Consider the following 24,916-nt stretch of genomic DNA (forward strand, 5'->3'; position numbering starts at 1 on the left):
CCATGAAAAAGAACCGGCTTTTATTTTTTTTGCCTTACCTGCTGTGGATCGGCCTCTTCGTCATCGCCCCCCTGGTCTTGATTCTGGGCTATTCACTGACTGATGCCCACAGTCATCTGACCCTGCAAAACTTCGCCGCCTTTTTCTCTGGCGGCACCTTTTTGCGGATGATGGCCAATTCCTTTTGGTATGCCCTCTTGATCACCTTTTTCTGCCTGCTGGTTTCTTATCCGGCAGCCCTGGCTTTGACCAGGCTGAAAAACCAGCAGTTCTGGCTGATGCTGATCATTTTGCCGACTTGGATCAACCTTTTGCTTAAGGCTTACGCCTTCATCGGTATTTTTTCCCGGAGCGGGATGGTCAACCAGTTCCTAGGCCTCTTCGGCATCGGCCCGGTTGGGATCATGTTTACCGACTTCGCCTTTATTTTCGTGGCGACTTATATCGAAATTCCCTTCATGGTCATGCCCATCTACAACTCGCTGAAGGAAATTGACCCCGCTCTTTTAAGTGCCAGCTCAGACCTGGGGGCCAGCTTCTGGCAGACCTTCCGCTACGTGATCTGGCCCTTGTCCTGGCCAGGCGTTGAATCGGGCATCCAGGCTATCTTCATCCCGTCTCTGTCTCTCTTCATGTTGACCCGCTTGATCGGGGGCAACCGGGTGATCACCCTGGGGACGGCGGTTGAAGAGTATTTCTTGACAACGATGAACTGGAATATGGGGGCAACGATCGGGGTTATCCTGATTGCCTTGATGTTGATTGTAATGCTGCTGACTTCACGCAAGCAGCACAAGAAGGAAATTGAATTATGAAAAAGACCATTTGGGGCAGGGTATACTTTGGCCTGGTGCTGCTGATCCTCTACCTGCCGATTTTTTACCTGATCTACTTTTCTTTCTCCAGCGGCTCCAGCATGGACCACTTCCGCCATTTTACCTGGGAGCACTACCAGACCTTGTTTGCTGACAAGCGCCTTTTGGCTATCTTGCTGGAGACGATCATGCTGGCTCTTTTGTCCAGCCTGGCGGCAACCGTCCTGGGGACTTTTGGGGCCATTGCCATCCAGCGCAGTAAGGAGGCCTACCGCAAGATCCTGCTCTCTTTTAACAATATCTTGATCGTGTCGCCCGACGTTATTATCGGGGCCAGCTTCTTGATTCTTTTTACCGCCCTGGGCTTCAACCTGGGCTTTGCCTCCGTCTTGCTCAGCCACATCGCCTTTTCAGTGCCGATCGTGGTCTTGATGGTCCTGCCTAAGCTGAAGGAAATGGACAACTCCCTGATCGACGCGGCCCGGGACCTGGGGGCTAACAATTACCAGGTCTTCAGCCAGGTCCTCCTGCCGGCCCTTACGCCGGGGATCCTGTCAGGCTTCTTCATGGCCCTGACTTACTCTTTGGACGACTTCGCGGTTACCTTCTTCGTGACCGGGAACGGCTTTACCACCTTGTCCGTTGAGATCTATTCCCGGGCCCGGCAGGGGATCGACCTGGAAGTGAATGCTTTAAGCACAATCATCTTCTTCTTTGTCCTCCTTTTGGTCGGGGTCTACTACTTCTTGACCAAGCGGCAGGGCAAGAAGGCTAATAAGCTGGGAGGGCTTCTGCGATGAAAAAAATCCTATCCGCGGCCCTGGCCATCCTTTTGGTCAGCTTGGGCCTTTACCTGGGCGCCCAGCAGCTGGACAGCTCCAGCGGCGGCTCTGCCTCAAGTAAGAAAGACTTAATCATTTACAACTGGGGGGACTATATCGACCCGGATTTGATTACCAAGTTTGAAAAGCAGACGGGCTACCATGTCATCTATGAGACTTTTGACTCAAACGAAGCCATGTATACTAAGATCAAGCAGGGCGGGACAGCCTATGATTTAGCCGTGCCGTCGGATTACATGATCACCAAGCTGCGCCGGGACAATCTTTTGGACAAGATCGATACCAGCCGCTTGAGTAATTTCAAGTACATCGGCAAGGAATTTTTGCACAAGTCCTTTGATGAGAAAAACGAGTACTCAGTGCCTTACTTCTGGGGAACCCTGGGGATTGTCTACAACGACCGCTATGTCAAAAAGGGCGAGATCAAGAGCTGGAATGACCTCTGGAAGAAAAAGTACCAAGGGCAGATCCTGCTGGTTGACTCAGCACGCGATATCATGGGCATGTCCCTGGTTTCCATGGGCTACTCCATGAACGACACTAACTCTGCCCACCTTAAGGTCGCCAAGGCCAAGCTAGACAAGATCGGCAAGAACGTCAAGGCAATCGTGGCTGACGAGCTGAAGATGTACATGGTGCAAAATGAGGCCTGGATCGGGGTTACCTATTCCGGGGAAGCCGCGACGATGATGGACCAGGACTCCCACATCCATTACGTGGTGCCGGCCCAAGGGTCCAACTTGTGGTTTGACAATATCGTTATCCCGAAGACTTGCAAGAACAAGGAAGCCGCTTATAAGTTCATCAACTTCATGCTAGAGCCCAAGAACGCGGCCCAAAACGCCGAATACATCGGCTACTCGACTCCGAATACCGCGGCGCAAAAGCTCCTGCCTAAGTCCGTCCGGGAAGACAAGCAGTTTTACCCGCCAATGTCGACGGTCAAGAATTTGGAAGTTTATCGGGATCTGCCAAGCAGCAAGGTGCAGGAATACAATGACCTCTTCCTGGAGTTCAAGATGTATGCCCATAACTAGCTGACAGAAAATTTTAGAAAGAGAAAATTTCATGCAGTTTGATTTTGCAAGTCTGTGGACCTGGCATACCTTGTCGGTGGTCCTGGACGTCTTGATCACCTGGTATTTCATCTACCACCTGACCCATTTGATCAAGGGGACCAAGGCTGTCCAGCTGGCCAACGGGATCATTTTGATCATGGCGGCCCGGGTCTTGGCCGGCTGGGCCCAGCTGACGACCGTTACTTTTATTTTGGACCAGATCGTTTCCTGGTCAGTCATCGGGATTATCGTCATCTTCCAGCCGGAAATCCGCCGGGGGCTGGAGCGCCTGGGCCGGGTCTCCCTGTTTTCTGATTCAGAAAACAGCAAGCGCGAGCAGCAGGAGAAGCTGGTCAGGGAGCTGGACAAGGCGATCCAATACATGTCCAAGCGCCGGATCGGGGCCTTGATTACTTTGGAACAAAAGACCGGTCTGGAAGAATACGTGGAAACAGGGATCAAGCTCGATGCCCTGGTTACCGGGGAATTGCTGATCAATATCTTCATCCCCAACACACCTTTGCACGACGGGGCGGTCATCATCAAGAACAACCGGGTCCAGGTGGCTTCCGCCTACCTGCCCCTGTCTGACAATGCCATGATTCCCAAGAGACTGGGGACCAGACACCGGGCAGCCGTCGGGATCTCTGAAGTAACCGACGCCATCACCGTGGTCGTTTCTGAAGAAACGGGCGGGGTGACTATCACCAGAAACGGCCAGTTCATGGTTGACCTCAGCCAGCAGGAATACCTCAAGTACTTGCGGGCTGAACTGGTCACTGAAGAAAAGAAGAAGCAGCCATGGCCAATCCGCCTGGCCCGGGGCATCTGGAACTGGGGGGATAAATAATGCACAAATTGATTGAGCAAAAATGGTTCTACAAGCTTTTTTCCCTGCTCTTAGCCATCGTCTTGGTTGCCTTCGTTGACAACACCCAGGTTAATACCAACAACCAAACCAAGGTGCAAGAAACGGCAAGCACTGAGCAGAGCTTGAAGATGGCCTTGCAAGTGTCAGTGGACACTGACAAGTACTACGTCACCGGCTACCCATCCAAGGTCAAGGTGACTCTAGAAGGACCGAATGCCCTGGTTACTTCCGCCGTTAACACCCAGAACTTCCGGGTCTACATTGACTTGAGCAAGCTGGGGGTTGGCAGCCACCAGGTGCCAATTAAGGTTAGCGGCTTGCCCAGCCAGGTTTCCTACAAGCTGCCGCAGAAAAGCGTGAAAGTCAACATCCAAAAGCGAAAGTCCCGCACCTTGCCGGTCCAAATAGGTTATAATAAGAATGCTGTTGCTCAAGGCTATGACATCGGCACGCCGACAGTCAGCCCGGAGACGGTTGAAGTCACCGGGGCCCAGAGCGAAGTAAAAGCGATCGACCACGTGCAGGCCCAGCTAGTCGTGCCAAACGGCAGCACCGAGACAGTGCGGCGGAACGTTCTTTTAGCCGCATACGATGCCAAGGGCCACCAGCTCAACGTGGTGATCAGTCCGGCAACGGCCCGGGTAACCCTGCCTTTGTCGGTCTCTAAGAAGACGGTTAAACTGAAGCTGAATGCCAGCCATGGCTCAAGCAAGAAAGTTTACTCCTTGACTGTCAAAGAGGAAAAAGTTACCCTCTATGGGCAAAAGGAAGCCCTGAGAAAGATCAGCTCCCTGACTTTGGATGTTGATCTGACTGATATCAAGTCTTCGGTCACCAAGTCCTTCCGCCTACCAGTTCCAAGCGGGGTTGCCTGGATTTCACCAGGCAGCGTGGACGTCCAGATCGAAGTCAGCGATTCGAACAACTAGAAAAAAGAAAGGTTCTTTGCAACATGCTTAAATATTTTGGTACTGACGGTGTCCGCGGTGAAGCGAACAAGGTTTTGACCCCGGAAATGGCCTTTAAACTGGGCCGGATGGGCGGCTACGTGCTGACCAAGGAAAAGGAAGACGGCGGCCAGGCCCGGGTTCTGGTTTCAAGAGACACCCGGATTTCTGGTGAAATGCTGGAACACGCCTTGATTTCAGGCCTTTTGTCAGTCGGCATTGAAGTTTTGGAATGCGGGGTCATGACCACACCTGGCCTGTCCTACCTGGTCCGGGCCCAAGGGGCAGATGCCGGCGTGCAGATTTCTGCTTCCCACAACCCGGTTGAAGACAACGGGATCAAGTTCTTCGGCAGCGATGGCTTGAAGCTGTCTGACGCCAAGGAAGAAGAAATCGAAGAACTGATCGACGCTAAGCAGGACATGCTGCCGCGGCCATCAGCAGAGGGCCTGGGCACGGTAACCGACTTCCGCGATGGCAGCAACAAGTACATCCAATTCTTGGAAAACACTATTCCGGAAGACTTGAGCGGGATCAAAGTCGTAATCGACGGGGCCAACGGGGCAGCCAGCTCCTTCATCTCCCGTTTGTTTGCCGACCTGGATGTTGACTTTACCACTATTTCAACCCACCCGAACGGGCTCAACATCAACGACCACTGCGGAGCTACCCACACTGCCCGCCTGCAAGAAGAAGTTGTCAAGCAAGGTGCCCAACTGGGCCTGGCCTTTGACGGGGATGCCGACCGCTGCATCGCGGTTGACGAAAACGGCAATGAAGTCGACGGCGACCACATTATGTACGTGATTGGCTCTTACCTGGCTGACCATGGCCGCTTGAAGAAGGACACGATCGTGACGACCGTCATGAGCAATCTGGGCTTCACCAAGGCTCTTGAGCGCCGGGGTATCAAGAATGTCCGCACCCAAGTCGGTGACCGCTACGTATCTGAAGAAATGCGGGCCAACGGCTACAGCCTGGGCGGGGAACAATCCGGCCACGTGATCATCAGCGACTACCACAACACTGGTGACGGTATGCTGACCGGTATCCATCTGATGCTGGTCATGAAGAAGACTGGCAAGTCTTTAACTGAACTTTTGGCTGACTTCAAGGAATACCCGCAAGTTTTGGTCAACGTTCCAGTTAAGGACAAGAACAGCTGGAAGAACCACCAGGCAGTAGTTGACGCGATTGACTCCGTTGAAAAGGACATGGCTGGCGACGGCCGGGTCCTGGTCCGTCCTTCAGGTACCCAGGAGCTGCTCCGGGTTATGGCTGAAGGCCCGACCCAGGAAATCACCCAGGAATACGTTGACCGGATCGTCAAGGTCGTTACGACGGAAATGGGCGAATAAAAAAGCAAGTTAAAAAGCTGTAAAGCTGAGAAGAAGGAAAGTTCAAATTGAGCTTTCCTTTCCTTTTTTGCGGAAAAATTTTGCAATAATTAAGTAAGAACAGGCTTTGGACTACATAGGAGGAAAATATGGCGATTAAAATGCTGGCTATCGACTTAGATGGCACCCTGCTAACTGACAGCAAGACGATTCTGCCCGGGACCTACAAGGCCTTGCAGGAAGCGAAAGCAGCCGGGATCAAGATTGTGCTGACTTCTGGCCGGCCCTTGTCGGGCATCAAGGGCTACGCGGAAGAATTAGGCTTAAGCGGCAGTGAAGAGTACGCGATCCTCTTCAACGGGGCGGTAGTGCAGAACTTAGACGGCCGGGTCCTGATCAGTCATGATCTGGACTTTGGCGACTTCAACACCCTCCTGCACATGCAGCGGCTCAGCGACGTCAACCTGGACTTTGAAACCCCGGACCGTTTTTACACTTTGGACAAGAAGATTTCCATCCGCCTGCAGATTGACGGGGCGGAAACCAAGAACCAGCTCTGGATTCAAGACAGAAGCGACTTCAAGAAGGACTTTACCTTTGCCAAGGCAGTCTACCAGTGCGATGACCCGGACCAGGTCGACCGACTCTGGAACCGGCTGCCGGACTGGTTCTTCCAGTCCTACGCAGTTGTCCGCAGCTGGCCGGAAGTCGTTGAAGTCGGGTCACTGGCCGCTTCAAAGGGCTACGCGGTTAGCGAATTGGCCTCAAGACTGGGCCTGTCGAACAATGAAGTCATGATCTTCGGTGACCAGGGCAATGACCGGTCCATGTTTGAAATCCCTGACTTCAAGCGGGTGGCCATGGGTAATGCCATCGACGAGATCAAGGACCTGGCTGACTACGTCACCGACACCAACGAGCGCGACGGGATCGCCAAGGCCCTGCGGAAATTAGTTTTATAAGCGAAGAGGGCAGATCTGCGGATCTGCCTTTTTCTTTTTCAGGAGGAAAAATGACTACGGCAGAAATTGAAGAAAAAATCACCGGAATTTTTGAGGAGGCAATCCGGCAAAAGACCGTAAATGGCGTCTCTTATGCTTTGGTTGACCAGGGTGGGGTCAGCCGGCACTACCTGGGCCAGGCTGAGCCGGGGCAATTCTATGACCTGGCCTCCTTGACCAAGGTGGTGGGGACGGCCAGCGGGATTTTTAAGGAAATGGCTGCAGGGAAAATCAGCCTGAAGGACCGGGTGGGAGACTTTTTCCCGGCGGCTTGTTCAGCTGTTACAGTAAAGGACCTGCTCCTACACACCAGCGGCCTGCCGGCGGACTTGGATGATGTCTGGCAATACCAAAGCCCGGGGGAAGTCTGGGAGGCGGTTTTAGCCACTAAGCCCCTTTTTTTACCTGGCCAGGAATCAATATATTCCGACCTCAACTTCATTATCTTGGGCAAAATTTTAGAGCAGGTCAGCGGGCAGGACTTGAGCAGCTTTTTGCGGGAGGAGATTTTTGCCCCTTTGGGGATGCGGGAGACTGGTTTCTTGCTTAAGGGCAAAAGGGACAACTTTGTCAAAACAGAAATAACTAAGGAGAGAGGGCAGGTCTGGGGGAACGTCCATGACGAAACCGCCTGGCAAATGGGCGGATTGGCTGGCCATGCCGGTCTCTTTTCCACTCTAGATGACCTGGCCCGCTTCAGCTCCTTTTACCTAACGACAGCTAGTCCGCTTGTGGCTGGCCTGTTTGACTATGACTGCTTTGAGCGGACCCTGGCCTGGATCCGCTGGCAAAAGGGCTGCCGCTTTCTCTGGCATAGCGGCTTTACCGGTCCGGGATTAGGCCTGGACCTTGAAAATGGGCGCGCCCTGGTCATTTTGGCCAGCTCCGTTTACCCCAAGCGGGGCAACGATGCCTGGATGCTGGCCCGCCGGCAGGCGGCCAAGACTTTTTTTGGCGGCGGCTACCGGGAAGAAAAACAAGAGCAGATTGTTGACAAATGTAAACTATGATGTAAAATAGTCTTTGTAAAGGTTACAGATGTAAACGAGGAGAGGAGGAAGGAAATGAACGAAGATTGCCGGATTTCAGACGCGGAATGGCAGGTCATGCGGGTCGTCTGGACCCTGGGCCAGGCCAATAGCAGCGAGATTATTGAGCAATTAGCGGCAAAATGTGCCTGGAGCCCGTCAACGGTCAAGACCCTGCTGCGGCGCTTGGAAAAGAAGGACTTTTTACTGGTTGACCGGCAGGGTCACCGCTTCGTATACCGGGCGGCTAAAGATGAAAGCGAAGCGATGCAGGAGAGCTTGACGGCCGAGTTTGCCGCAATGTGCGATATGCACAAGGGGGAGATGCTCCTCCGGCTGCTGGATGACCTGCCTTTAAGCAGAAGCGACCTTGAAGCGATTGCCAAAAAGGCGGCCGAAAAGGCGAAGACGGCTCCGGAAAAAGTTGGTTGCAATTGTTTAAGTACTTGTGAGCATATGGAAGGTGAACGGGAATGTTAGTTAATGGATTAGTAATTTTGGCCGCGGCCGCTTTGATCGGCTTGATCATCTGGTGGTTTTTCGGCAATTTCCAAAAGAGCAGACAGCAGGCGGATCTGGCCAATGGCCGCCAGGAAGGGCAGGTAGTCGTCAAGGGCGGCTATGAGCCGGAAGTGCTCTACTTAAAGCAGGGCGTGCCGGCAGAAGTAACTTTTAAGATGGAAGACAAGACGGCCTGCCTCAGCCATGTGGTCTTTTCTTCTTTAGGCGTTGACAAGGACCTAAGCAAGGAAAAGCTGGCCAAGGTCCAGATCCCGACCGACAAGGCCGGGGAGATCGACTATGCCTGCGGCATGGGCATGTTTCATGGGAAGATTGTGGTTAGATAATGAAATTGACTAATTGGCGCCGCTTTTGGCTGTCCCTGTTTTTGGCCCTGCCTATGCTGGCCCAGATGCTGTTGATGATCTGGGGAATCATGCTGCCAGGGATCAAGACCTATTCGCTGATCGCCACCAGCTTGATTATGCTAATTGGGGCAGGACCCTATATTCAAAGCGCCTGGGCAGCTTTGAAACGCCACCAGGCCAACATGAACAGCCTAATCGCCATCGGCACCAGCGTGACTTATATCTACAGTCTTTTTGCCTACTTCACTGGTCGGCCGGTCTACTTTGAAAGCGCGGCTTTTATCTTGATTTTTGTCTTGCTGGGGGATGCCCTGGAAGAAAAAATGCATGACCGGGCAGCAGCTTCTTTGAATAAGTTACTGGAACTCCAGGCCAGTGAAGCTGAGGTCAAGCGGGGAGAAGACTTTGTTAAGCTTCCCTTGGACCAGGTCAAGGCCGGCGACATAATCAAAGTGCGGCCAGGCGGCAAGGTGCCGGTTGACGGCCGGCTTGTATCCGGGCAAAGCAGCGTCAATGAAGCCATGGTGACTGGGGAGAGCATGCCAGTCGCGAAAAAGCCCGGTGACAGGGTGATCGGGGCAACCATCAACGGCAGCGGCAGCTTTTTGATGGTGGCTGAGCAGGTCGGGGAAGAGACCATGCTGGCCCAGATCGTCAAAGTGGTCAAGCAGGCCCAGAACTCCCGGGCCCCGATCCAAAAACTGACTGATAAGGTGGCTAACTACTTCGTGCCGGCGGTATTGATCGTCAGCATCTTGACCTTTGCTATTTGGGATGTCTTCAGTCCCGTAGGCCCGGTTAAAGCCATGCTCTACGCAGTTTCCGTGATCGTGATCGCCTGCCCGTGTGCCTTAGGTTTAGCTACCCCGACAGCCTTGATGGTGGCCAGCGGCCGCAGCGCCCGGATGGGGGTTTTGATCAAGGACGGGGAAATCCTGGAAGCAGCCGCGAAAATCAAGACTATTGTTTTTGACAAGACCGGGACGTTAACGGTCGGCCAGCCCCAGCTGGTGGATCAGGTGGGGGATAAAGCAAGCCTTAGCCTGGCGGCCAGTTTGGAAGCCAATTCAGAACACCCTTTGGCCCAGGCCATCGTGACCAGCGCTAAAAAAGGCGGCCAGCCTCTCTTGCCAGTCAGCGATTTTTCGGCTGAAGAAGGCAAGGGGGTAGAAGGCAAGGTAGCTGGTCACTTAGTTAAGGTGGGCCGGGCTGACTACGTCAGCGCCCCAGACGCTTGGCGCCAGCAGGCAGAAGGCTTGGCGGAAGCCGGCAAGACGGTGGTTTATGTCCAAAAAGATTCCGCCGTCATTGGCCTCTTGGCCCTTCAGGATGCTCCCCGTCCAGAAGCAAAGGCCGTCCTCAGCGAGCTTAAAAATCGCGGAATCAAGACGGTCATGTTAACTGGCGACAACCAGCAGCTGGCGGAAAAAATCGGCCGCCAGCTGGGCATTGACCAGGTCGAAGCGGGACTTTTGCCCGGGGAAAAAGCTGACCGCTTGGCCAAATTGCAAGAAGCAGGGCCCGTGGCCTTTGTCGGCGACGGCATTAATGACGCGCCGGCCTTGTCACTAGCTGATGTTGGCATTGCCATGGGCAGCGGGACCGACGTGGCCAAGGAAGCCGGCGGCATCGTCTTGATGACTAGCGACTTGACCGGGGTTTTGCGGGCGCTTGACTTGTCCAAGCAGACCTTCACGCGGATCAAGCTGAACCTTTTCTGGGCCTTGATCTACAATTTGATCGGGATTCCGGTCGCGGCCGGCCTCTTCTCCTTTATCGGGGTCAGCCTCAGCCCGGAACTGGCCGCTTTGGCCATGGCCTTCAGCTCCGTCTCAGTCTTGCTGTCATCATTAATGTTGAACTGGACTAAGATCGCCGGGACGGGCAAAAACTGATAGAGCAATTATGAAATAATGGAATAAGGCTTTAAATAGAAGTGCCAGTCTGGTGCTTCTATTTTTCTGTTTGCTTTTGAAGCGCTTTCTGATGTAATCTTATAATTAGTGCGTTAATTAACGATCTAGGAGGAGACAAAGAGAGGTAAATAATGGATACAGTAAAAAATTATCTCAGCGTGGCTTTTTTTGCCTTTTGGGGCGGTCTGGCCCGCTATAGCTTAACGGAAGCACTTTCCTTTTACGGGACGGTGATTGCCAACCTTTTGGGCTGCTTCCTCCTGGCCTTCCTGACCTACTTTTTCCTGAGAACGTCTAATAGCCGAGCCTGGCTGACCACAGGCCTGGGGACGGGCTTCGTGGGAGCCTTTACGACTTTCTCCAGCTTCAACCTGGATGCCTTCAAGCTGCTGCTTGGCGGGCAAAATTTCGGAGCTTTGCTTTACTTTACCGGCACGATCGCGGCTGGCTTCCTCTTTGCCTGGGTGGGCAAGCAGGCGGCTAACTTCGCCGCGGGCAAACTTTTGGAAAGGGGGTAACAAGATGATTTTCGCGGTTGGATTCGGCGCCAGCCTGGGGTCTGTGGTCCGCTATGCTTTGACCAGTTATGGCAAGAAGCACTGGATGCAGGGGACGGCCTGTCCTCGGCCGACTCTTTTTATCAATCTGACAGGGGCCTTTTTCCTGGGCCTGGCCTTTGCCTTGCGGCTGCCGGCTAGCGTCTATGCCTTCTTGGGCACCGGCGTCTTGGGCGGCTACACGACTTTTTCCACTTTGAACACTGAAATGGTCTCTTTGGCTGAAAACGGGCAAAAGCACGTCTTCAAGCGCTATTTGCTGGCCAGCTATTTGGGCGGGGCGGTCCTTTTAACTTGCGGATATTATCTTGGAAGCCTGCTATGAAAAAAAGCCAACTGATTCTGCGCAAGAGCCTGTGCAGCCTGGCAGCCATAATTTCCCTGGTCGCTCTTTTGAGCAGCCCTGTCACCTTTAAAATGTATGAGGTCAAGGACTATGCGTCCAGTTTGATCGACACTTTTGCCAACCAAAGCGATGTCAGCGCCATGTCGATCGCGGCCAAAGCCGCGGTAGAATCGGGCCTGAAGCAGGACCTGGTTGACCAATTGCCAGACAAGGTGGAGATTAGCGAGTCCCATCTCAGCCTCTACCGGCTGGTTTCCGGCTACCGGCAAAACAAGCGCCTGCAGTCCAGCGATTTAAAGCTGCCAGCCAAAAACAAGGTCCAGCTTTTTATGGATGACTTGATCCTCTATTTGGTCAACAGTGAACTGAAGGTGCATGAAGGGGAATTGCAGCAGATTACGCAAATCTACCAGCTCTCCTTGTGGATCATCTGCGTCCTTTACATGCTGGGCGTGGCCCTGCTCCTCTTCAACCGTTACTGGTCCTGGCTGCCTTTTGTGCTGGGAGCGGCCGGTGCCTTTGGCTTCCAGGTCTTTATTACCCATACCTTGACGGAAATGGTCCAAAAAGAAGTTTACTCCAAGATGCTGTTCACCTATTCTTGGGGCAGCTGGGCCGGCTTTCTTCTGGCCCTGGCCCTGGCCGGCTACCTTTTTTATCTGGATGTTTGCCGTTATCGGGCGAAGGGAAAGGCTAATAAGAATAAAGAAGCGAATAATAATTAAAAAACTATGTTAAGAGTCAAGGCGGCTAGTCTTGGCTTTTTTCATGCTGGGAAAAGCCCCGCATTTTCTTATAGGAAAGCAGTCCCAGCTTGCTCTGTTATAACAACTAATGGGTTAACACCAACCTACCTCTGCAGCTTTAAATACAAATTAATTTATGCTTAAAGATTTTTGCCAGTTTGCAGGCAAACCGTGTTTATTAGGAGTGGTTTTATGAAAAAAGAGCGAAGCAGGCTGAGCTGGCTAAAATCGCGCAGAGCGAAGCACCAATAGCACTTTATCAATCAAAAAATAAGCAGATTAAAGTCATAGCCGTGTCTAAGGGCCTGTGTGAGCTCTATGGCTTGCCGGTGGCTGAGCTTAAACAGCTGCTGGGCCAGGACCTGGAAGCAGACCGGGTCACCCTAATGGAAATCCATGGAGATGTGGCCAGAAGCACTCATAGCTGGCAGCGGCCAGGAGTCGCTGAATTCTCAGCCAAGCAGCAGGCAATCAGTCTTGCAAAGGCAACAGTTAGCTTAAGCAAGCTGGATTTGTTTAATGAGGACAGTTTGTTTTTGACCGATCCTCAAGCAATCGCGGCATCTTTTCCGCAAATCCTGGCCTGCTATGGGGATGACTACCAGTTAAACAACGGTTTGCTGGCACCATTCTACGAAAGAGGGGAATTGAGAGGCCTGGTAGCTGTTGAAAACCTCAACCCGGCCTTGAACCTGGATTTCAATGACTTGATTGAACTGACGGCCGACTTTGTTGGAGCCAAGGTAGCCGGCAAAAATTTGAAAGAGCAAAGAGACACTGATGTCTTGACCAAGCTGAATGACCGCCACCCTTACCTGGCCAAGCTGAACTTCTACCAGAAGTCCCAGACTTCAAGAACGGTGGGCGTGGCCTTCATGGACTTGAACGGCTTGAAAAAGGCCAATGATGAACCGGGTCATGATGCCGGGGATAAAATACTGATTGCGGCCGGAAACTTGATCAGCCAGGCTTTTGGCCGCGACTATGTCTACCGGGTCGGCGGGGATGAGTTCGTGGTTTTGGATGACCAGAGCAGCCGGACGGAATTCGAAAGTCATTGTGCTGCTTTTGAGAAAGCTTTAACCCAGCCGGCCAGCCCATCGATCTCAATTGGGGCTGAATGGTGCCCGGACTCCCATTATTTGCGGGAAGCAGTTGAGAGAGCCGACCGGAAGATGCGGCGGCAGAAAAAAGACTTTTACAAATAGCACAAGCGCTACCGTTGATGCTGAAGCAAAGATGAAGAGGTTTAGTGATGAAAAAATAACCGTACCATTTTTTATTCGCTGATCATGGCCTTAATTATGCTTGCTTTAGGCATCGTCAGCTTCTGGGGCCGGAACCAGGACAGCTTTGAAGGGCTTTTACCAGCCGGCTGGCAAGCTTACCGCCTGCAGCCTGCTTTCTGGCCAACTATGTCAGAAAGAATGCCCTCCGGGTAGGGCTGGGCATCGTTTCTGTCGTCATGGGCTTGACCCTGCTGTTTTTTTCCATCTTCGCGCCTTTGACCAGCGCGTTCAAGCGCAGCCTGGGTTACTACTCAGTGGCCTAGATTTTATTTGCCGTCTTGCAGATGCAGGAAGAGATGCAGCTGACGGTGCTTTTTTGCCACTACCATGTCTGGCGCCTGTTTACCTACCCGGTCATGGTGCTCTTGCCATTTTTACTGATTATGACCATCAACGCGCAGCTGGACCAAGCTTTAAATGAGCGGAAATCCGAGCTCTACGCGGCTGCCAAGCAAGATTAAGAAGGGGGACGCCAAGGCGTCTCTTTTTTCTTTAAAAAAGCTGCATGCTATAATATTTCTTACACTTTAGGGAAAGGTGACAAAAATGCAAAAAATTTTGTTTTTATGCCATGGCAACATTTGCCGGTCGCCAATGGCCGAATTCATCATGAAGCAGCTCCTGGCTGAAGCCGGCAAGACTGACCAGGTCGAAGTTGCTTCCGCGGCCGTGACTGGCGATGAAATCATTGGTGGAGTTGGCAATCCAATGGACCCCCGGGCCCAGCGAGAACTGGCCAAAAACGGGGTGCCATTTAGCCAGCACCGGGCCCGGCTTTTGACCCGGGAAGACTATGACAAGTATGACTACTTGATCGCCATGGACAGTGAAAACTTCATGGCCATGAACCAGATCTGCGGGGGTGACCCGGAAAGAAAGCAGTACAAGTTGCTCCAATTTGCTGGTAGCTATGCTGACATTGATGATCCCTGGTATACAAATGACTTTGACCTGGCCTTCCAAGAGATCAGCCGGGGCTGCCGAGGCCTGTTAGACCAGCTTTAGGCGAGGAATTTACGAAAACGCTTAAAGCGAGTACAATTAAGGGTGTAAGTTGTAAGAAAATTTTTAATTGTTTATGGCAATAGTAAGGATTTGTTTATGAAAAAGTATGTTATTTTGCACCCGACCGGCCGGATCTCCCGCCTGGTCATCAAGCACTTGCTGGCTGACCCCCAGTTCAGCGATGTGGAGCTGGAGCTTTTGACCCAGCGGCCGGAACTTTTGGCCGACCTGGCAAAGGGCGACCGGATCAAGCTGACTGAAGGAGCGGCAACTGACCTGGACAAGATCCTGGCAGTTACCAAGGATGCTGACCTGGTCTTCTTGGGCAAGGTTGATGACAAGAAGTTCACGGTGATTAGCAGGAACCTGGTCAAGGCAAGCCAGGAAAACGGCTTTGACCGGGTTATCGAATTAAGCCTGGCCGGCCTTTACTATGAAATTCCTGGGGAATTCGGCACCTGGGTTGATGAATGGGTGGGTTCCGGCCGCTTTTTGCCAGCCAGAGAGGCTGCCCACCGCCTGGAAGAAGCTGACCTGGACTACACCTTGATCAGAATGCCTGCCTTGACCGACTGGCCAGATGTCAAGTACTCCTTGACTGGCCGCTATGACGAGTTCGTCGGCACCTCTGTTTCAAGAGCCAGCGTGGCTGACCTGGTCTTAAAGATCATGGCTGATCCAAGCCAGTACTCCCGGGCCAGCGTTGGCATCTCCCAGCCGGAAACGGCGGGTTACGTCCGGCCAGTTTACTAAAATAAGTCAGAGAAAAAGGCCTGCACGCGCGTGCAGGCCTTTTTGGTTTAAAAATATTGTATATTATATTGTTTTTTAGCCGTTATTGCCTTTACTTGCTGGCTTTTGCCCCTTTTGGCAGGCGGCGGCCAATCAGCCAGACAGCCAAGAGGGCAATGACTGATTCAATGACAATGTAGAGGGCCCGCAGCTTGATAGTGCTCCCGCCCAGCCAGACATTGAAGACGATTGAGCCCAAAACCAGGGCAATTATCCAGGTCCATTGCTGCTTGTCAAAGGCCAGGCCGTATTCTTCTTCTCTTCTGCGGATGCCTGGGAAGATCCCGCCCAGGCCGATCAAGACCAGGCAGGCCACGATGTTGATGGAGAGTTCATACCACCAAACCCAGCTGCCTTCCTTGACGTCTTGCGGCATGAAGCCTAAGACCGTAGCGACAGCCGTGACGGCCAGGAGGGCAAAGCCGACCCACCAGGCGAAGGTGTCGTTTTTAATGTAGCGGTAAACTGACGGGTACTTGGAGGAGTTTTTGCCTCGGACCTTCATGAAGGAGTAGAAAATCCAGCAGGTAACGGCCGGAGAGATGATCCCGTTCAAGTTCAAAAGCCAGTTGAAGATGTCGTTCATGTCTGGCAGGAAAATCCCCAGAACCATGATGAAGCCGCTCAAAAAGACAGTCAGAATGTAGCCATTGACCGGCAGGCCGTCCTTGTTGGTCTTCTTGAGGAACTTCGGCATGTACTTGTCCCCGGTGTCGGAGATCAGCATTCTGGTCATGGCGTCCAAAAGGACGGACAGGAGGGCCACATTGTAGAAGAAGGAGGCCCAGGCGTAGATGTAGACAAAGAGCTTGCCCACGCCGAATTGCTTGCCCATGGCGCCGAAGACGTAGTATTCACCGTTCATCTTCAAGTCGTTTGGCATGTGGTTGGCATCGATGTAGATGCCCAGGGCAATTGAGCCGAAGATGGTCAAAAAGCAGGTCATGAGGGCCAGGGCGATCATGGCCTTAGGGAATTCCCGCTTGGGGTCCTTCATCCGGGTCACGTATGGGGCGACCAGCTCAGACCCGTTGACGGCATAGATCAGCATTCCTACGGTTGATAAGTATTTAAGGTCAAACTTGGGGATGATGGTCTTCCAGGTAAATGGCGTCGCGGTCTTGCCGCCGGACTTGGCCAGGCCGGAAAAGGCCAGAAGCACGAAGAGGATGGTCATGATGAACATGGCCCAGCCCCCGATGTTGGACAAGACTTCCATTGATTTGGAGAATTTGTGTTCCAGCAGGGTCAAAAGGATAAAAATGACAAAGGTGATGGCCGTAAACATGGCCGTTGAGAGGAATTTCGGGTCCTCAAACTCGTCAGTTCCAGTCAACCCCCAGCCAACGTCAACCAAGAGGCAGTTGGCCGTGTCGACCACGTAAGGAATCGAAGCGGCCCAGTAGGTCCAGGCTGTGAAGTAGCCTAAAAATTCACCGTCAGTGGCTCTGACCCAAGAGGAGAGTCCGCTACCTTCATGGTTGAAAACTGAACCTAAGTGGCCAACGATCAAAGCGTAAGGAACCACGTAAAGGAACATCATCAAAACCCAGGAGGTGATGACCGCCATCCCTTGGTTTTGGAAGTTGTACATGATGTCTTCCAGCCCGATGACCGTGACAAAGGCCATCATGGCTAAAGTCTGCCAGGAAATATAATTTCCCTTTTTATCTAATTCGTCCATAAAAAATCCTTCCTGTTAAACAAAGTGTACTAACAAGAAGCCAGGCCCGGGGACTTGTTTAGCGATACCATTTTCATCTCCAATCTAGCAATTATTAAGCTTTTTTAAAGCAAAATCTATTTTACAGTGCTTATAAGGCGAAAAAAAGCCTTTTAACCATGATAGCGGTTCCTGGGCGAATATTTTCTGAGCAGAAGATTTCCTATCTGTTTTCTTTGGAGTACAATGAAAGACAAGTTAAATTTGACGAGGTGATTTTATGGAGAAAAAATTAGACAGCGCGATTTTCGCGGGCGGTTGCTTCTGGTGCATGGTGGCCCCTTTTGATACTTTGCCAGGTATTGAGAGCGTCACGGCGGGCTACACGGGCGGGCACGTGCCTAATCCGACTTATGAACAAGTCTGCAGCCATACGACTGGCCACACGGAGGCGGTCAAGATCGTCTTTGACCCGGACCTCATGTCTTATGAGGACTTGCTAGGCTACTACTGGCAGGTAACGGACCCGACTGACGCCAGCGGCCAGTTCCAGGACCGGGGGGACAACTACCGGCCGGTGATTTTTTACAATTCACCAGAGCAGAAGGAAGCAGCGGAAAAGTCCAAGCAGGAACTGGCGGAAAGCGGCCGCTTTGATGATCCGATCGTGACCAAGATCGAACCGGCAGCGCCTTTTTACGCGGCTGAAGACTACCACCAGCAGTTCTATTTAAAGCATCCAGACCGCTACGCGGCTGAAGAAGCCGGCGGCCGGGCCCAGTTTATCAAGGAGCACTGGGGCAAGTAGGCATAAAGGGTATGGCATGAAGAAGGGTTTAGTGATGGAGGGCGGCGCCATGCGGGGCCTGTACACGGCCGGGGTGACGGACGTCCTCATGAAATATGGGATCAAGTTTGACGGGGCAGTTGGCGTTTCAGCCGGAGTGACCTTTGGCTGCAACTACAAGTCCCTGCAGCCCGGGAGGGTTTTACGCTACAACCTCCGCTATGGCAGCCGGCCCCAGTTTAAGAGCTGGCGGTCCTGGCTCAAAACCGGGGATCTCTACGGGGCGGACTTTTGCTACTATACCCTGCCGGAAGTACTGGATCCTTTTGATACCGCGGCTTTTGCCAGAAACCCTATGGACTTCTGGTGCGTGGCAACGGATGTGGAGACGGCCCAGCCGGCCTACCACAAATTGACTACCGGCAAGGGGCGGGACGTGGCCTGGATCCGGGCTTCAGCCTCGATTCCCGTTTTCGCCCGGCCGGTTAAAATCGGGGGCCACGCATACTGGGACGGGGGCGTCAGTGACTCCATCCCGGTCCGTTTTCTTTTGGACAAGGGCTATGACAAGGCAGTGGTCATTTTGACCCAGCCGGCTGGCTATCAAAAAGAACCATCGCGTTTGCAGCCAGTCGTTGACCGGATCTTGAAAAAGTACCCGGCTGTCGTGGCGCGCCTAAGGCAACGGCATGTGGAATATAATGCCTGCCTGGCTTATATCGCCAAAGAGGAAGCAGCCGGCCGCCTCTTTGTCTTCCGGCCCAGCCAGGACATCGGCGTCAGCGCCATGGAGAAGGATCCCAACCGCCTTAAGGCGGTCTACCGAGTCGGCGTGAGGGATGCCAAGCGGCAATTGGCGGCCTTGAAGGAATTTTTACAAGATTAAGCACAAAAAACGGTGACTGAGCTAAGGCTCAACCACCGTTTTAATTTGCACTTGTTAAGTGCTTTTTCTTTATTCTCTTTTTCTTTTAGTCGCCGAACTTAGCCAGCTTCTGGTAGTTGGCCAGCATCCAGTCGGCATAGCTGACCTTGTTTGGCATGGTTTCGCGGACTTCCACGATCGGGATGCCTTGCTTCTTGGCCTTCTTGATGAAGGACTTGACCGTGTCGGAGCTGGCCTGGGTGTTGTTGACGAAGAAGGTGATCTGCTTTTTCTTGATGGCTTCATTCATCCGGGCGATCACGGCCGCGCTCGGGTCGGTTTCCTTTTCAATGGCTTCTTCAAAGTTCTTGTTGCCGATCTTGAAGCCGGTCCGCTCTAAAGCGTAGTCAAAAACCGGCTCGCTGACGAAGACCGGCTTGGCCTTGCTGCCCTTGATTCCGTCAGCAACTTTTTCGATCTTGGCGATCTTCTGTAAATACTTCTTGCCCTGGGCCTGGTAGTAGCTGGCGTGCTTTTTGTCAAGCTTGCTGAGCTTCTCGACCAGGTAGGCGACGTACTTTTTCGGCATATTTAAGTTGTACCAGATGTGGGGGTTGGCGCTGGAATCCAGCTGCATCAAGTCTTCCCCGACCTTGACGGCTTTCTTGCCGTTAGAGGCGGCCAGGTTGCCCATCCAGCTGTCATAGCCCATCCCGTTGGCAACGATGATGTCAGCGTCAGCCACCGTCTTGGCCGCATTGGTCGTCGGCTCATAGTCATGGGGGTCAGAGTTGCCGTTGGCGATCAAGGCGGTAGCCTTACCATACTTGCCGACGATATTTTGCGCGATGTCGGCGTAAATGTTGGTCGAAGTTACAATCTTGATCTGGCTCTTGGAACTTTGTTCATCCTTGGCGCAGCCGGCTAAAAAGAGAGTGGTCAAAAGCAAAATTGGCCAGATAATTAACTGTCTGTGTGTTTTCTTCATGTCCTTTCCTTTCAAGATCTGCAGCTTGCCTGCAAATCATATTAGAATAGGGGAAAAATAGCCAAAAGTCAATAAGAATGACGAAAATAATGGTAAAATAAACTACATGAATGATTTTAAGTTTAGCAAAAGAGAAAAGATTTACCTTCTCCTGGCCCTGGCTGTCTTGGTCATGCTCTTCATCTCAAGCTCGATGACCTACCATGAGCAGAAGATGAAGGCCGGTTTTATCCATACCTACCTGGGCTGGCTGGAAGATTTAATCCACCGGCTCAATATCTATTACGGCGGGGTCTGGCACAATGTCAAGACTGACGGGTCAGCTGGCTTCACCCAGTTCGTGGTCCGGAAACTGGCCCACTTTACCAGCTACTTCTTCTATGGCCTTTTTGCCTATTTGGGCTTAAGAAGAGATTTCGTTATCAAATGGACCGGCCCCCTCTTTGTCTGGTCCAGTGCCTTTGCTTTCGCGGCCATGGATGAGTTCCACCAGTTCCTGACCGGGGACCGGACACCCAGCGTGCATGACGTGATGCTGGATGCCAGCGGGGCATTGCTGGCCATTGTTTTGGCGGTGATTTTTTATCAAGTCAAGCAGGGCAGGGAGCGAAAAAAGTCGGCCATTTAGGGGCTGAAACCGTTGAATTTCTGCCCTTCCTGAGTTATTATAAAAAAGTTGATTATATTAATTACAGAAAGAAGGATCCTAAATGTCAGGACATTCAAAATGGCACAATATTCAAGGCCGCAAGAATGCGCAAGACGCTAAGAAAGGGAAGGTTTTCCAAAAGCTCTCCCGTGAAATTTACATGGCTGCAAAGAGTGGTGGTCCTGACCCTTCAGGTAATCCAAGCTTGCGTTTGGTCATGGACAAGGCACGGGCTGCCAACATGCCAAAGGACAACATCCAACGGGCCATCAAGAAGGCTGAAGGCAACTCAGACGAACACTACGATGAAGTAACTTACGAAGGTTACGCACCGGGTGGTGTTGCCATCCTTGTTGAAGCCTTGACTGACAACAAGAACCGGACTGCCTCATCCGTACGCGTGGCCTTCACCCGTAACGGCGGCAGCCTTGGTGCTACTGGGTCAGTTGCCTACATGTTCGACCGCAAGGGCTACATTGTAATCGATCGGTCAACTACTGACGCGGATGAAGACCAAATGCTGATGGACGTCATGGAAGCCGGCGGCGACGACCTGCAAACCAGCGACGACGCTTACGAAATCTACACTGACGCCAAGAGCTTCACTGCTGTCCGCGATGCTTTGGAAAAGGCCGGCTACCAGCTGGCAGTTTCTGAACTGACTATGGTGCCGCAAAACACCACTCCAGTTCCAGCAGACAAGAAGGAACAATTCGAAAAGCTGGTTGAAGCTTTGGAAGACGACGATGACGTTTCCAACGTTTACACCGCTGCAGCTGACGAAGAAGAATAATTAATCTGTAAATAAACTATACAAAACGCGACTTTCTGTGGAAAGCCGCGTTTTTTATGCTCTTTTACGATTTTTTGGAAAATTTTTGCCTTCTCAGAAAAAAATCGCCACTTTTGGCGTACTAGTAAGTGGAGGAGGAAAAAAAGAAAGGAGGACCTTGTGGAAGTTGCAGACAAAGCCCGGCAAATGCTGGAAGAAGCAGTTAGGATCCGGGCCAGTGACATCTTTTTCCTGCCGAAAAAGGGCAGCTATAAACTTCGTCTGCGGGCCGGGGATCTGGAGGAAAGGCCGTCCCTGACCCGGGAGGCGGGAAATGAACTGATCAACTGGTTTAAGTACCAAGCTGAAATGGATATTGCCGAACACCGCCGCCCCCAGGTCGGCAGCATGGCTGTCAATTTGGCGGGGCAGGACTACTGGCTCCGACTCTCCAGCGTGGGTGATTACCGGGGGGAGGATTCATTGGTCATCCGGATCATCTATGCTTTGGGGGAGAGCCGGTACTTTTTCCCGGACCAGTTCAGGGACCTGGTGGAGCTTTGCTGGCTGCGGGGGATGATCGTGACCAGCGGGCCGACTGGGTCGGGTAAGACCACGACCATGTATGAACTGGCCAGAAAGCTCAGCCAGACGAAAATGGTGATGACGATTGAAGATCCGGTGGAAGTGTATGAGGAGAGCTTTTTTCAAGCCCAGGTCAATGCCGGGGCCGGGATCAGCTATGCCAGCCTTTTAAAGGCGGCTCTTCGTCACCGGCCGGATGTCTTGATCATCGGTGAAATCCGTGATGAAGAGACGGCCAATTTAGCGGTTGACGCGGCATTAAGCGGCCACCTGGTTTTAGCCACAGTGCATGCCAAAAGTACCTACCAAACCATTTCCCGCCTGGAGAGCCTGGGGGTTAAAAATAATGAACTGGTCAACTGCTTGACGGCGGTTTCCTACCAGCGCCTGCTGCCAGGGGAAAAGGGGCCAGCCTGCCTGCTGGACTTGGCCAGCCGAGAGGACTTGCTGGCGGCTCTGGGGCAATCCGTCAGAGGAAATTTCGCGGCTTGGGAGGAAAACTTAAGCAGGCTGGTGGAGAAAGGAGAGATAAGCGCGGATGTGGCAAGGCAATATAAAGGCGGCTAAGCTGAAGCAGAGTGAGCAGGTGGAGCTCTTGGCCTTTTTGGCCAACTGTTTAAAAAACGGCTTTTCCTTGACCAAGAGCTTACAGCTCTTGCCCCTGCTTTGGCCCCAGCGGAAAAAGCAGCTGGCCCGGCTGGATGAAAAAATGCGGCAGGGAGAAGAACTGAGTCAGCTTTTGGCGGGCCTGGGCTTTAACAAGACGACGGTGACTCAGCTGGACATGGCACTTAGCCAAGGGCGGCTAGATGAATCCCTGGCCCAGCTGGCCCTTTTGGGGCGGATGAAGAATGAACAGGTCAAGAAGCTGGAGGGGGAACTGGCCTACCCGATCGTTTTGGCAGGAATGATGACCTTGATTTTGATCTTTATGCAGAACTTTTTGTCGGTAGAATTTGCTGGCAGTTCCGCTAAGCAGGGGGACCTGCTCTTGCTGATTTTAGTCTTTTTGCTGGTTTTGGTCATCATGTTAGTCGTTATCGCGGCAGCTTACATGAAGAAGCAGGACTACCAGTCTTTTAAAAAGCTCCTGGCCTGGCCGGTTTTCGGGCCAGTGGTGGCATTGTATGGCCAGTATTTGATCTCTTATGACCTGGGCATGCTTTTGGCCAGCGGCTTTTCCCTGCAGCAGATGTGTGACTTTGCCTGCCGGCAGGCGCCGGGGTCACTGCAAGAAGATGTGGGCCGGCGGGCAAGAGACGCGATTCTGCGGGGCAAGAAAGTGGAAGAGGTCATCCAGAAGGAGCCATTTTTGAGCCAGGAGCTCTTGATGCTGCTGCAGGCGGGCAGTGAACGTGAGGAACTGAGCCGGCAGTGCCTGCTTTTGTCCCGGCTTTTGTTCAACCGCCTGCGCCAGAAGCTGTCCAAGCTAATCGTTAACGTGCAGCCGGTCTGCTTTATCTTGATCGGCCTGTGCATTATTGGAATGTATTTAAAGCTGCTTTTGCCGATTTACGACAGTATGCAGCAGCTTTAGTTTTGCGGAGGAAAAAAGGAAATGAAGCATTTAAGACGGTTTTGGCCAAAGCGCCAGCGGGCTTTTACTTTAATTGAAATGGTGATCGTGGTGGCAATTATCGCGACTTTGGTTCTTTTGATCTCGCCAAATTTGCTGGCCCAAAAGGACCATGCCGATAAGCGGACTAACGATGCTTTTACCACGACCATTCAGACCCAGGTGGAGCTATATGAAGAAAATACGGGCAAGAAGCCGGCCTCTTTCCAGGAAATGGTGGATGCCCACTACTTGACGCAAAAGCAGGAGAAGCAGGCTGAGGATAAGAAGCTGGCAATCGGTGACTTCGCCAAGGGCGGAGAATGAGGCAGAAGGCCTTCAGCCTGTTGGAGACGGTGATAACCTTGGCTATCGCGGGGATGCTGCTGGGTATCGGGGAGATGAGCTTTCAAGGCTTTGAGGACAAGATCAATTTTGACCGCTTCTGCCGGCAGGCGGCGGGACTCTTTCAAGAGAAAATCAGAAGTGCCGCCATTACGGGAAAAAGAGTCGTGATCTACAACCAAAGCAGCCAGGGCAAGCTGGAAGTCATTCAAGACGGCCGGCATGAGAGCCTCAAGATTCCAGATGGAGTTACGGTTTATACCAACTTTAACAATACATCAGGCTGGACAATCAGCAGCGACGGAACCACTAGCCAGGCCTTCACGCTGAGAATCATAAAAAATGATCAGGGGAAAAAAGAGTATGAGAAAGCATATACCTTTTTGCTGTCGTGGGGGAAGATCAATGAAAAGTAAACAGGAAGGCTTTTTGGCCCTGGAGGCGGTAGTCGCTTTGGCCATCGTCTGTATTGCGCTAACCGCCATGGTGACCTGCCTCAGCGGGCTAAAGAAACTAGAGCAAGAGTCAAGCCAGCGGGCCAACCAGGCCATGGCCTACCGGATGCTGAAGGAGTGCCCGGTCAAGCGGGTCAAGGTCAGGGACCATGAGTATGTCTTGACCGGCAAAGGAGACCTGTATGATGAAACCCAGCAGAAGATTTGCCAGAAGTAAGGCTTTCAGCTTGCTGGAGACCATGGTCGCCCTCTTGGTGACGGTGATTTGCCTGTCTCTTTTGTCCTCTAGCCTTAAGTTTTTTACCCTCTTTGAAAAGGACCGGCACGATCCTAATGAACTGGTCTTCTCTTATGTCCAGTTCGCCAAGTTTTTGAAAAAGGACAGCCAGCGGACCTATATTGATCTGGAGAATTCCAATCCTTTGAAGATCATGTTTATCAAAGAAGAGAAAAAGGAAGACAAGAAGGGGGAAGAAAAGATAGACAAAGCTGGCTACGTTCTGGAAATGGACAATGGCGGAAATAATCTTCGGGTCAGAAGATCCGGACCAGACGGCGGCAACATGACCTTGCTGCCAATCTGGGGAGCAACGTTCGCGGCCAGGGATGGCTTGATGGAGGTCCATATCAATGAAAAGGGGAAAAGGTCAATTTTATATTTTAAAGTCGACAAGGCACCGGAAAAAGAAAAGGAGGCTGAGAAAAAGACTGAAGATCAGAAAACAGACCAGGCTAAACCAACAAAGGGGGAGCGCCCTGCTGACCAGCGTGCTGCTGCTAGCAACGACAATTCTGCTGATTGACAGTTACCTGGATGCTTATCAGCATGTTAT

General features: G+C 52.2%; 31 protein-coding genes. 29 read left to right on the forward strand and 2 right to left on the reverse strand.

Features of this window, described 5'->3' with window-relative positions; genetic code table 11:
- Positions 1-2 precede the first annotated feature (2 nt).
- The 19 genes from LJ046_RS04730 to LJ046_RS04815 all read left to right on the forward strand — a co-directional run bounded on the left by LJ046_RS04730 (position 3) and on the right by LJ046_RS04815 (position 15,380).
- Positions 3-815, forward strand: a complete 813-nt coding sequence (locus LJ046_RS04730; protein WP_002880000.1) for an ABC transporter permease — start codon at positions 3-5, stop codon at positions 813-815.
- On the forward strand, positions 812-1,615 hold the full coding sequence (locus LJ046_RS04735) for an ABC transporter permease (RefSeq protein WP_002880001.1): 804 nt from the start codon (positions 812-814) through the stop codon (positions 1,613-1,615). The genes LJ046_RS04730 and LJ046_RS04735 overlap by 4 nt, the downstream gene beginning before the upstream one ends.
- Positions 1,612-2,694 (forward strand): ABC transporter substrate-binding protein, encoded by a 1,083-nt coding sequence (locus LJ046_RS04740; RefSeq protein ID WP_002880002.1) that lies wholly within the window; start codon positions 1,612-1,614, stop codon positions 2,692-2,694. Before LJ046_RS04735 ends, LJ046_RS04740 begins: the two co-directional genes overlap by 4 nt.
- Before the next feature lie 31 nt (positions 2,695-2,725).
- A complete protein-coding gene (gene cdaA / locus LJ046_RS04745; RefSeq protein ID WP_002880003.1) occupies positions 2,726-3,565 on the forward strand; it encodes a diadenylate cyclase CdaA in 840 nt (279 codons plus the stop codon).
- Positions 3,565-4,515: a CdaR family protein gene (locus tag LJ046_RS04750; RefSeq protein WP_002880005.1), complete on the forward strand. Its 951-nt coding sequence runs from the start codon at positions 3,565-3,567 to the stop codon at positions 4,513-4,515. The genes cdaA and LJ046_RS04750 overlap by 1 nt, the downstream gene beginning before the upstream one ends.
- 23 nt (positions 4,516-4,538) lie before the next feature.
- Positions 4,539-5,891: a phosphoglucosamine mutase gene (glmM, locus tag LJ046_RS04755; protein WP_002880007.1), complete on the forward strand. Its 1,353-nt coding sequence runs from the start codon at positions 4,539-4,541 to the stop codon at positions 5,889-5,891.
- 128 nt (positions 5,892-6,019) lie between these two features.
- Positions 6,020-6,832, forward strand: coding sequence for a Cof-type HAD-IIB family hydrolase (locus LJ046_RS04760; protein ID WP_002880009.1), 813 nt, complete (start codon positions 6,020-6,022; stop codon positions 6,830-6,832).
- 50 nt (positions 6,833-6,882) lie between these two features.
- Positions 6,883-7,881, forward strand: a complete 999-nt coding sequence (locus LJ046_RS04765; protein ID WP_002880010.1) for a serine hydrolase domain-containing protein — start codon at positions 6,883-6,885, stop codon at positions 7,879-7,881.
- 54 nt (positions 7,882-7,935) lie between these two features.
- Positions 7,936-8,379 carry a CopY/TcrY family copper transport repressor gene (locus LJ046_RS04770; RefSeq protein ID WP_002880011.1) on the forward strand — a complete coding sequence of 148 codons (444 nt, stop codon included), beginning with the start codon at positions 7,936-7,938 and terminating at the stop codon, positions 8,377-8,379.
- Positions 8,373-8,747, forward strand: a complete 375-nt coding sequence (locus tag LJ046_RS04775) for a cupredoxin domain-containing protein (RefSeq protein ID WP_002880012.1) — start codon at positions 8,373-8,375, stop codon at positions 8,745-8,747. The genes LJ046_RS04770 and LJ046_RS04775 overlap by 7 nt, the downstream gene beginning before the upstream one ends.
- A complete protein-coding gene (locus LJ046_RS04780; RefSeq protein ID WP_002880013.1) occupies positions 8,747-10,663 on the forward strand; it encodes a copper-translocating P-type ATPase in 1,917 nt (638 codons plus the stop codon). The genes LJ046_RS04775 and LJ046_RS04780 overlap by 1 nt, the downstream gene beginning before the upstream one ends.
- 152 nt (positions 10,664-10,815) lie before the next feature.
- Positions 10,816-11,202, forward strand: coding sequence for a fluoride efflux transporter FluC (locus LJ046_RS04785; RefSeq protein WP_002880014.1), 387 nt, complete (start codon positions 10,816-10,818; stop codon positions 11,200-11,202).
- A gap of 4 nt (positions 11,203-11,206) precedes the next feature.
- Positions 11,207-11,566 (forward strand): fluoride efflux transporter CrcB, encoded by a 360-nt coding sequence (gene crcB / locus LJ046_RS04790; protein WP_002880016.1) that lies wholly within the window; start codon positions 11,207-11,209, stop codon positions 11,564-11,566.
- The gene (locus LJ046_RS04795) at positions 11,563-12,312 is read left to right on the forward strand and encodes a hypothetical protein (RefSeq protein WP_002880017.1); all 750 of its coding nucleotides are present in this window, start codon (positions 11,563-11,565) and stop codon (positions 12,310-12,312) included. Before crcB ends, LJ046_RS04795 begins: the two co-directional genes overlap by 4 nt.
- Positions 12,313-12,626: 314 nt before the next feature.
- Complete coding sequence (locus tag LJ046_RS04800) at positions 12,627-13,541, forward strand: GGDEF domain-containing protein (RefSeq protein WP_002880018.1); 915 nt, start codon at positions 12,627-12,629, stop codon at positions 13,539-13,541.
- 84 nt (positions 13,542-13,625) lie between these two features.
- Positions 13,626-13,775 carry a hypothetical protein gene (locus LJ046_RS10370; protein ID WP_002880019.1) on the forward strand — a complete coding sequence of 50 codons (150 nt, stop codon included), beginning with the start codon at positions 13,626-13,628 and terminating at the stop codon, positions 13,773-13,775.
- Positions 13,776-13,900: 125 nt separating this feature from the next.
- Positions 13,901-14,083, forward strand: a complete 183-nt coding sequence (locus tag LJ046_RS10375; protein ID WP_231128079.1) for a hypothetical protein — start codon at positions 13,901-13,903, stop codon at positions 14,081-14,083.
- 85 nt (positions 14,084-14,168) lie between these two features.
- Positions 14,169-14,627 carry a low molecular weight protein-tyrosine-phosphatase gene (locus LJ046_RS04810; RefSeq protein ID WP_002880020.1) on the forward strand — a complete coding sequence of 153 codons (459 nt, stop codon included), beginning with the start codon at positions 14,169-14,171 and terminating at the stop codon, positions 14,625-14,627.
- 96 nt (positions 14,628-14,723) lie between these two features.
- On the forward strand, positions 14,724-15,380 hold the full coding sequence (locus LJ046_RS04815) for an NAD(P)H-binding protein (RefSeq protein ID WP_002880021.1): 657 nt from the start codon (positions 14,724-14,726) through the stop codon (positions 15,378-15,380).
- 91 nt (positions 15,381-15,471) lie between these two features.
- Here the strand turns inward: LJ046_RS04815 and LJ046_RS04820 are convergent, their stop codons facing one another.
- On the reverse strand, positions 15,472-17,103 hold the full coding sequence (locus LJ046_RS04820; protein WP_002880022.1) for an APC family permease: 1,632 nt from the start codon (positions 17,101-17,103) through the stop codon (positions 15,472-15,474).
- 259 nt (positions 17,104-17,362) lie between these two features.
- On the opposite strand from LJ046_RS04820, the gene msrA reads away from it, so the two are divergent.
- Together msrA and LJ046_RS04830 are read left to right on the forward strand one after the other, a co-directional pair.
- Positions 17,363-17,890, forward strand: coding sequence for a peptide-methionine (S)-S-oxide reductase MsrA (gene msrA / locus LJ046_RS04825; protein ID WP_002880023.1), 528 nt, complete (start codon positions 17,363-17,365; stop codon positions 17,888-17,890).
- Between the two features lie 16 nt (positions 17,891-17,906).
- Positions 17,907-18,755, forward strand: a complete 849-nt coding sequence (locus LJ046_RS04830; protein ID WP_035176843.1) for a patatin-like phospholipase family protein — start codon at positions 17,907-17,909, stop codon at positions 18,753-18,755.
- A gap of 85 nt (positions 18,756-18,840) precedes the next feature.
- Here LJ046_RS04830 and LJ046_RS04835 read toward each other — a convergent pair whose 3' ends face one another.
- Entirely contained in the window at positions 18,841-19,722 is an 882-nt protein-coding gene (locus LJ046_RS04835; RefSeq protein ID WP_002880026.1) for a metal ABC transporter solute-binding protein, Zn/Mn family, read from the reverse strand.
- Positions 19,723-19,828: 106 nt separating this feature from the next.
- Between LJ046_RS04835 and LJ046_RS04840 the strand changes: the two genes are divergently transcribed.
- From LJ046_RS04840 to LJ046_RS04875, 8 genes are all read left to right on the forward strand, one after another.
- On the forward strand, positions 19,829-20,350 hold the full coding sequence (locus tag LJ046_RS04840; RefSeq protein ID WP_002880027.1) for a VanZ family protein: 522 nt from the start codon (positions 19,829-19,831) through the stop codon (positions 20,348-20,350).
- 82 nt (positions 20,351-20,432) lie between these two features.
- Positions 20,433-21,164 (forward strand): YebC/PmpR family DNA-binding transcriptional regulator, encoded by a 732-nt coding sequence (locus tag LJ046_RS04845; protein ID WP_002880028.1) that lies wholly within the window; start codon positions 20,433-20,435, stop codon positions 21,162-21,164.
- A 159-nt stretch (positions 21,165-21,323) separates the two neighbouring features.
- On the forward strand, positions 21,324-22,295 hold the full coding sequence (gene comGA, locus LJ046_RS04850; protein WP_002880029.1) for a competence type IV pilus ATPase ComGA: 972 nt from the start codon (positions 21,324-21,326) through the stop codon (positions 22,293-22,295).
- Positions 22,267-23,265 carry a type II secretion system F family protein gene (locus tag LJ046_RS04855; RefSeq protein ID WP_035176845.1) on the forward strand — a complete coding sequence of 333 codons (999 nt, stop codon included), beginning with the start codon at positions 22,267-22,269 and terminating at the stop codon, positions 23,263-23,265. The genes comGA and LJ046_RS04855 overlap by 29 nt, the downstream gene beginning before the upstream one ends.
- Before the next feature lie 21 nt (positions 23,266-23,286).
- Positions 23,287-23,610 carry a competence type IV pilus major pilin ComGC gene (gene comGC, locus LJ046_RS04860; RefSeq protein WP_002880035.1) on the forward strand — a complete coding sequence of 108 codons (324 nt, stop codon included), beginning with the start codon at positions 23,287-23,289 and terminating at the stop codon, positions 23,608-23,610.
- On the forward strand, positions 23,607-24,044 hold the full coding sequence (locus tag LJ046_RS04865) for a pilus assembly FimT family protein (RefSeq protein ID WP_002880036.1): 438 nt from the start codon (positions 23,607-23,609) through the stop codon (positions 24,042-24,044). Before comGC ends, LJ046_RS04865 begins: the two co-directional genes overlap by 4 nt.
- Complete coding sequence (locus LJ046_RS04870) at positions 24,034-24,300, forward strand: type IV pilus modification PilV family protein (RefSeq protein WP_002880037.1); 267 nt, start codon at positions 24,034-24,036, stop codon at positions 24,298-24,300. The genes LJ046_RS04865 and LJ046_RS04870 overlap by 11 nt, the downstream gene beginning before the upstream one ends.
- On the forward strand, positions 24,269-24,886 hold the full coding sequence (locus LJ046_RS04875; protein ID WP_002880038.1) for a type IV pilus modification PilV family protein: 618 nt from the start codon (positions 24,269-24,271) through the stop codon (positions 24,884-24,886). Before LJ046_RS04870 ends, LJ046_RS04875 begins: the two co-directional genes overlap by 32 nt.
- Positions 24,887-24,916: the final 30 nt, after the last annotated feature.

Origin of the sequence: Lactobacillus delbrueckii subsp. jakobsenii ZN7a-9 = DSM 26046 (genome assembly GCF_001888925.1) — a bacterium.
In the GTDB taxonomy this organism is placed as follows: Bacteria; Bacillota; Bacilli; order Lactobacillales; family Lactobacillaceae; genus Lactobacillus; species Lactobacillus delbrueckii.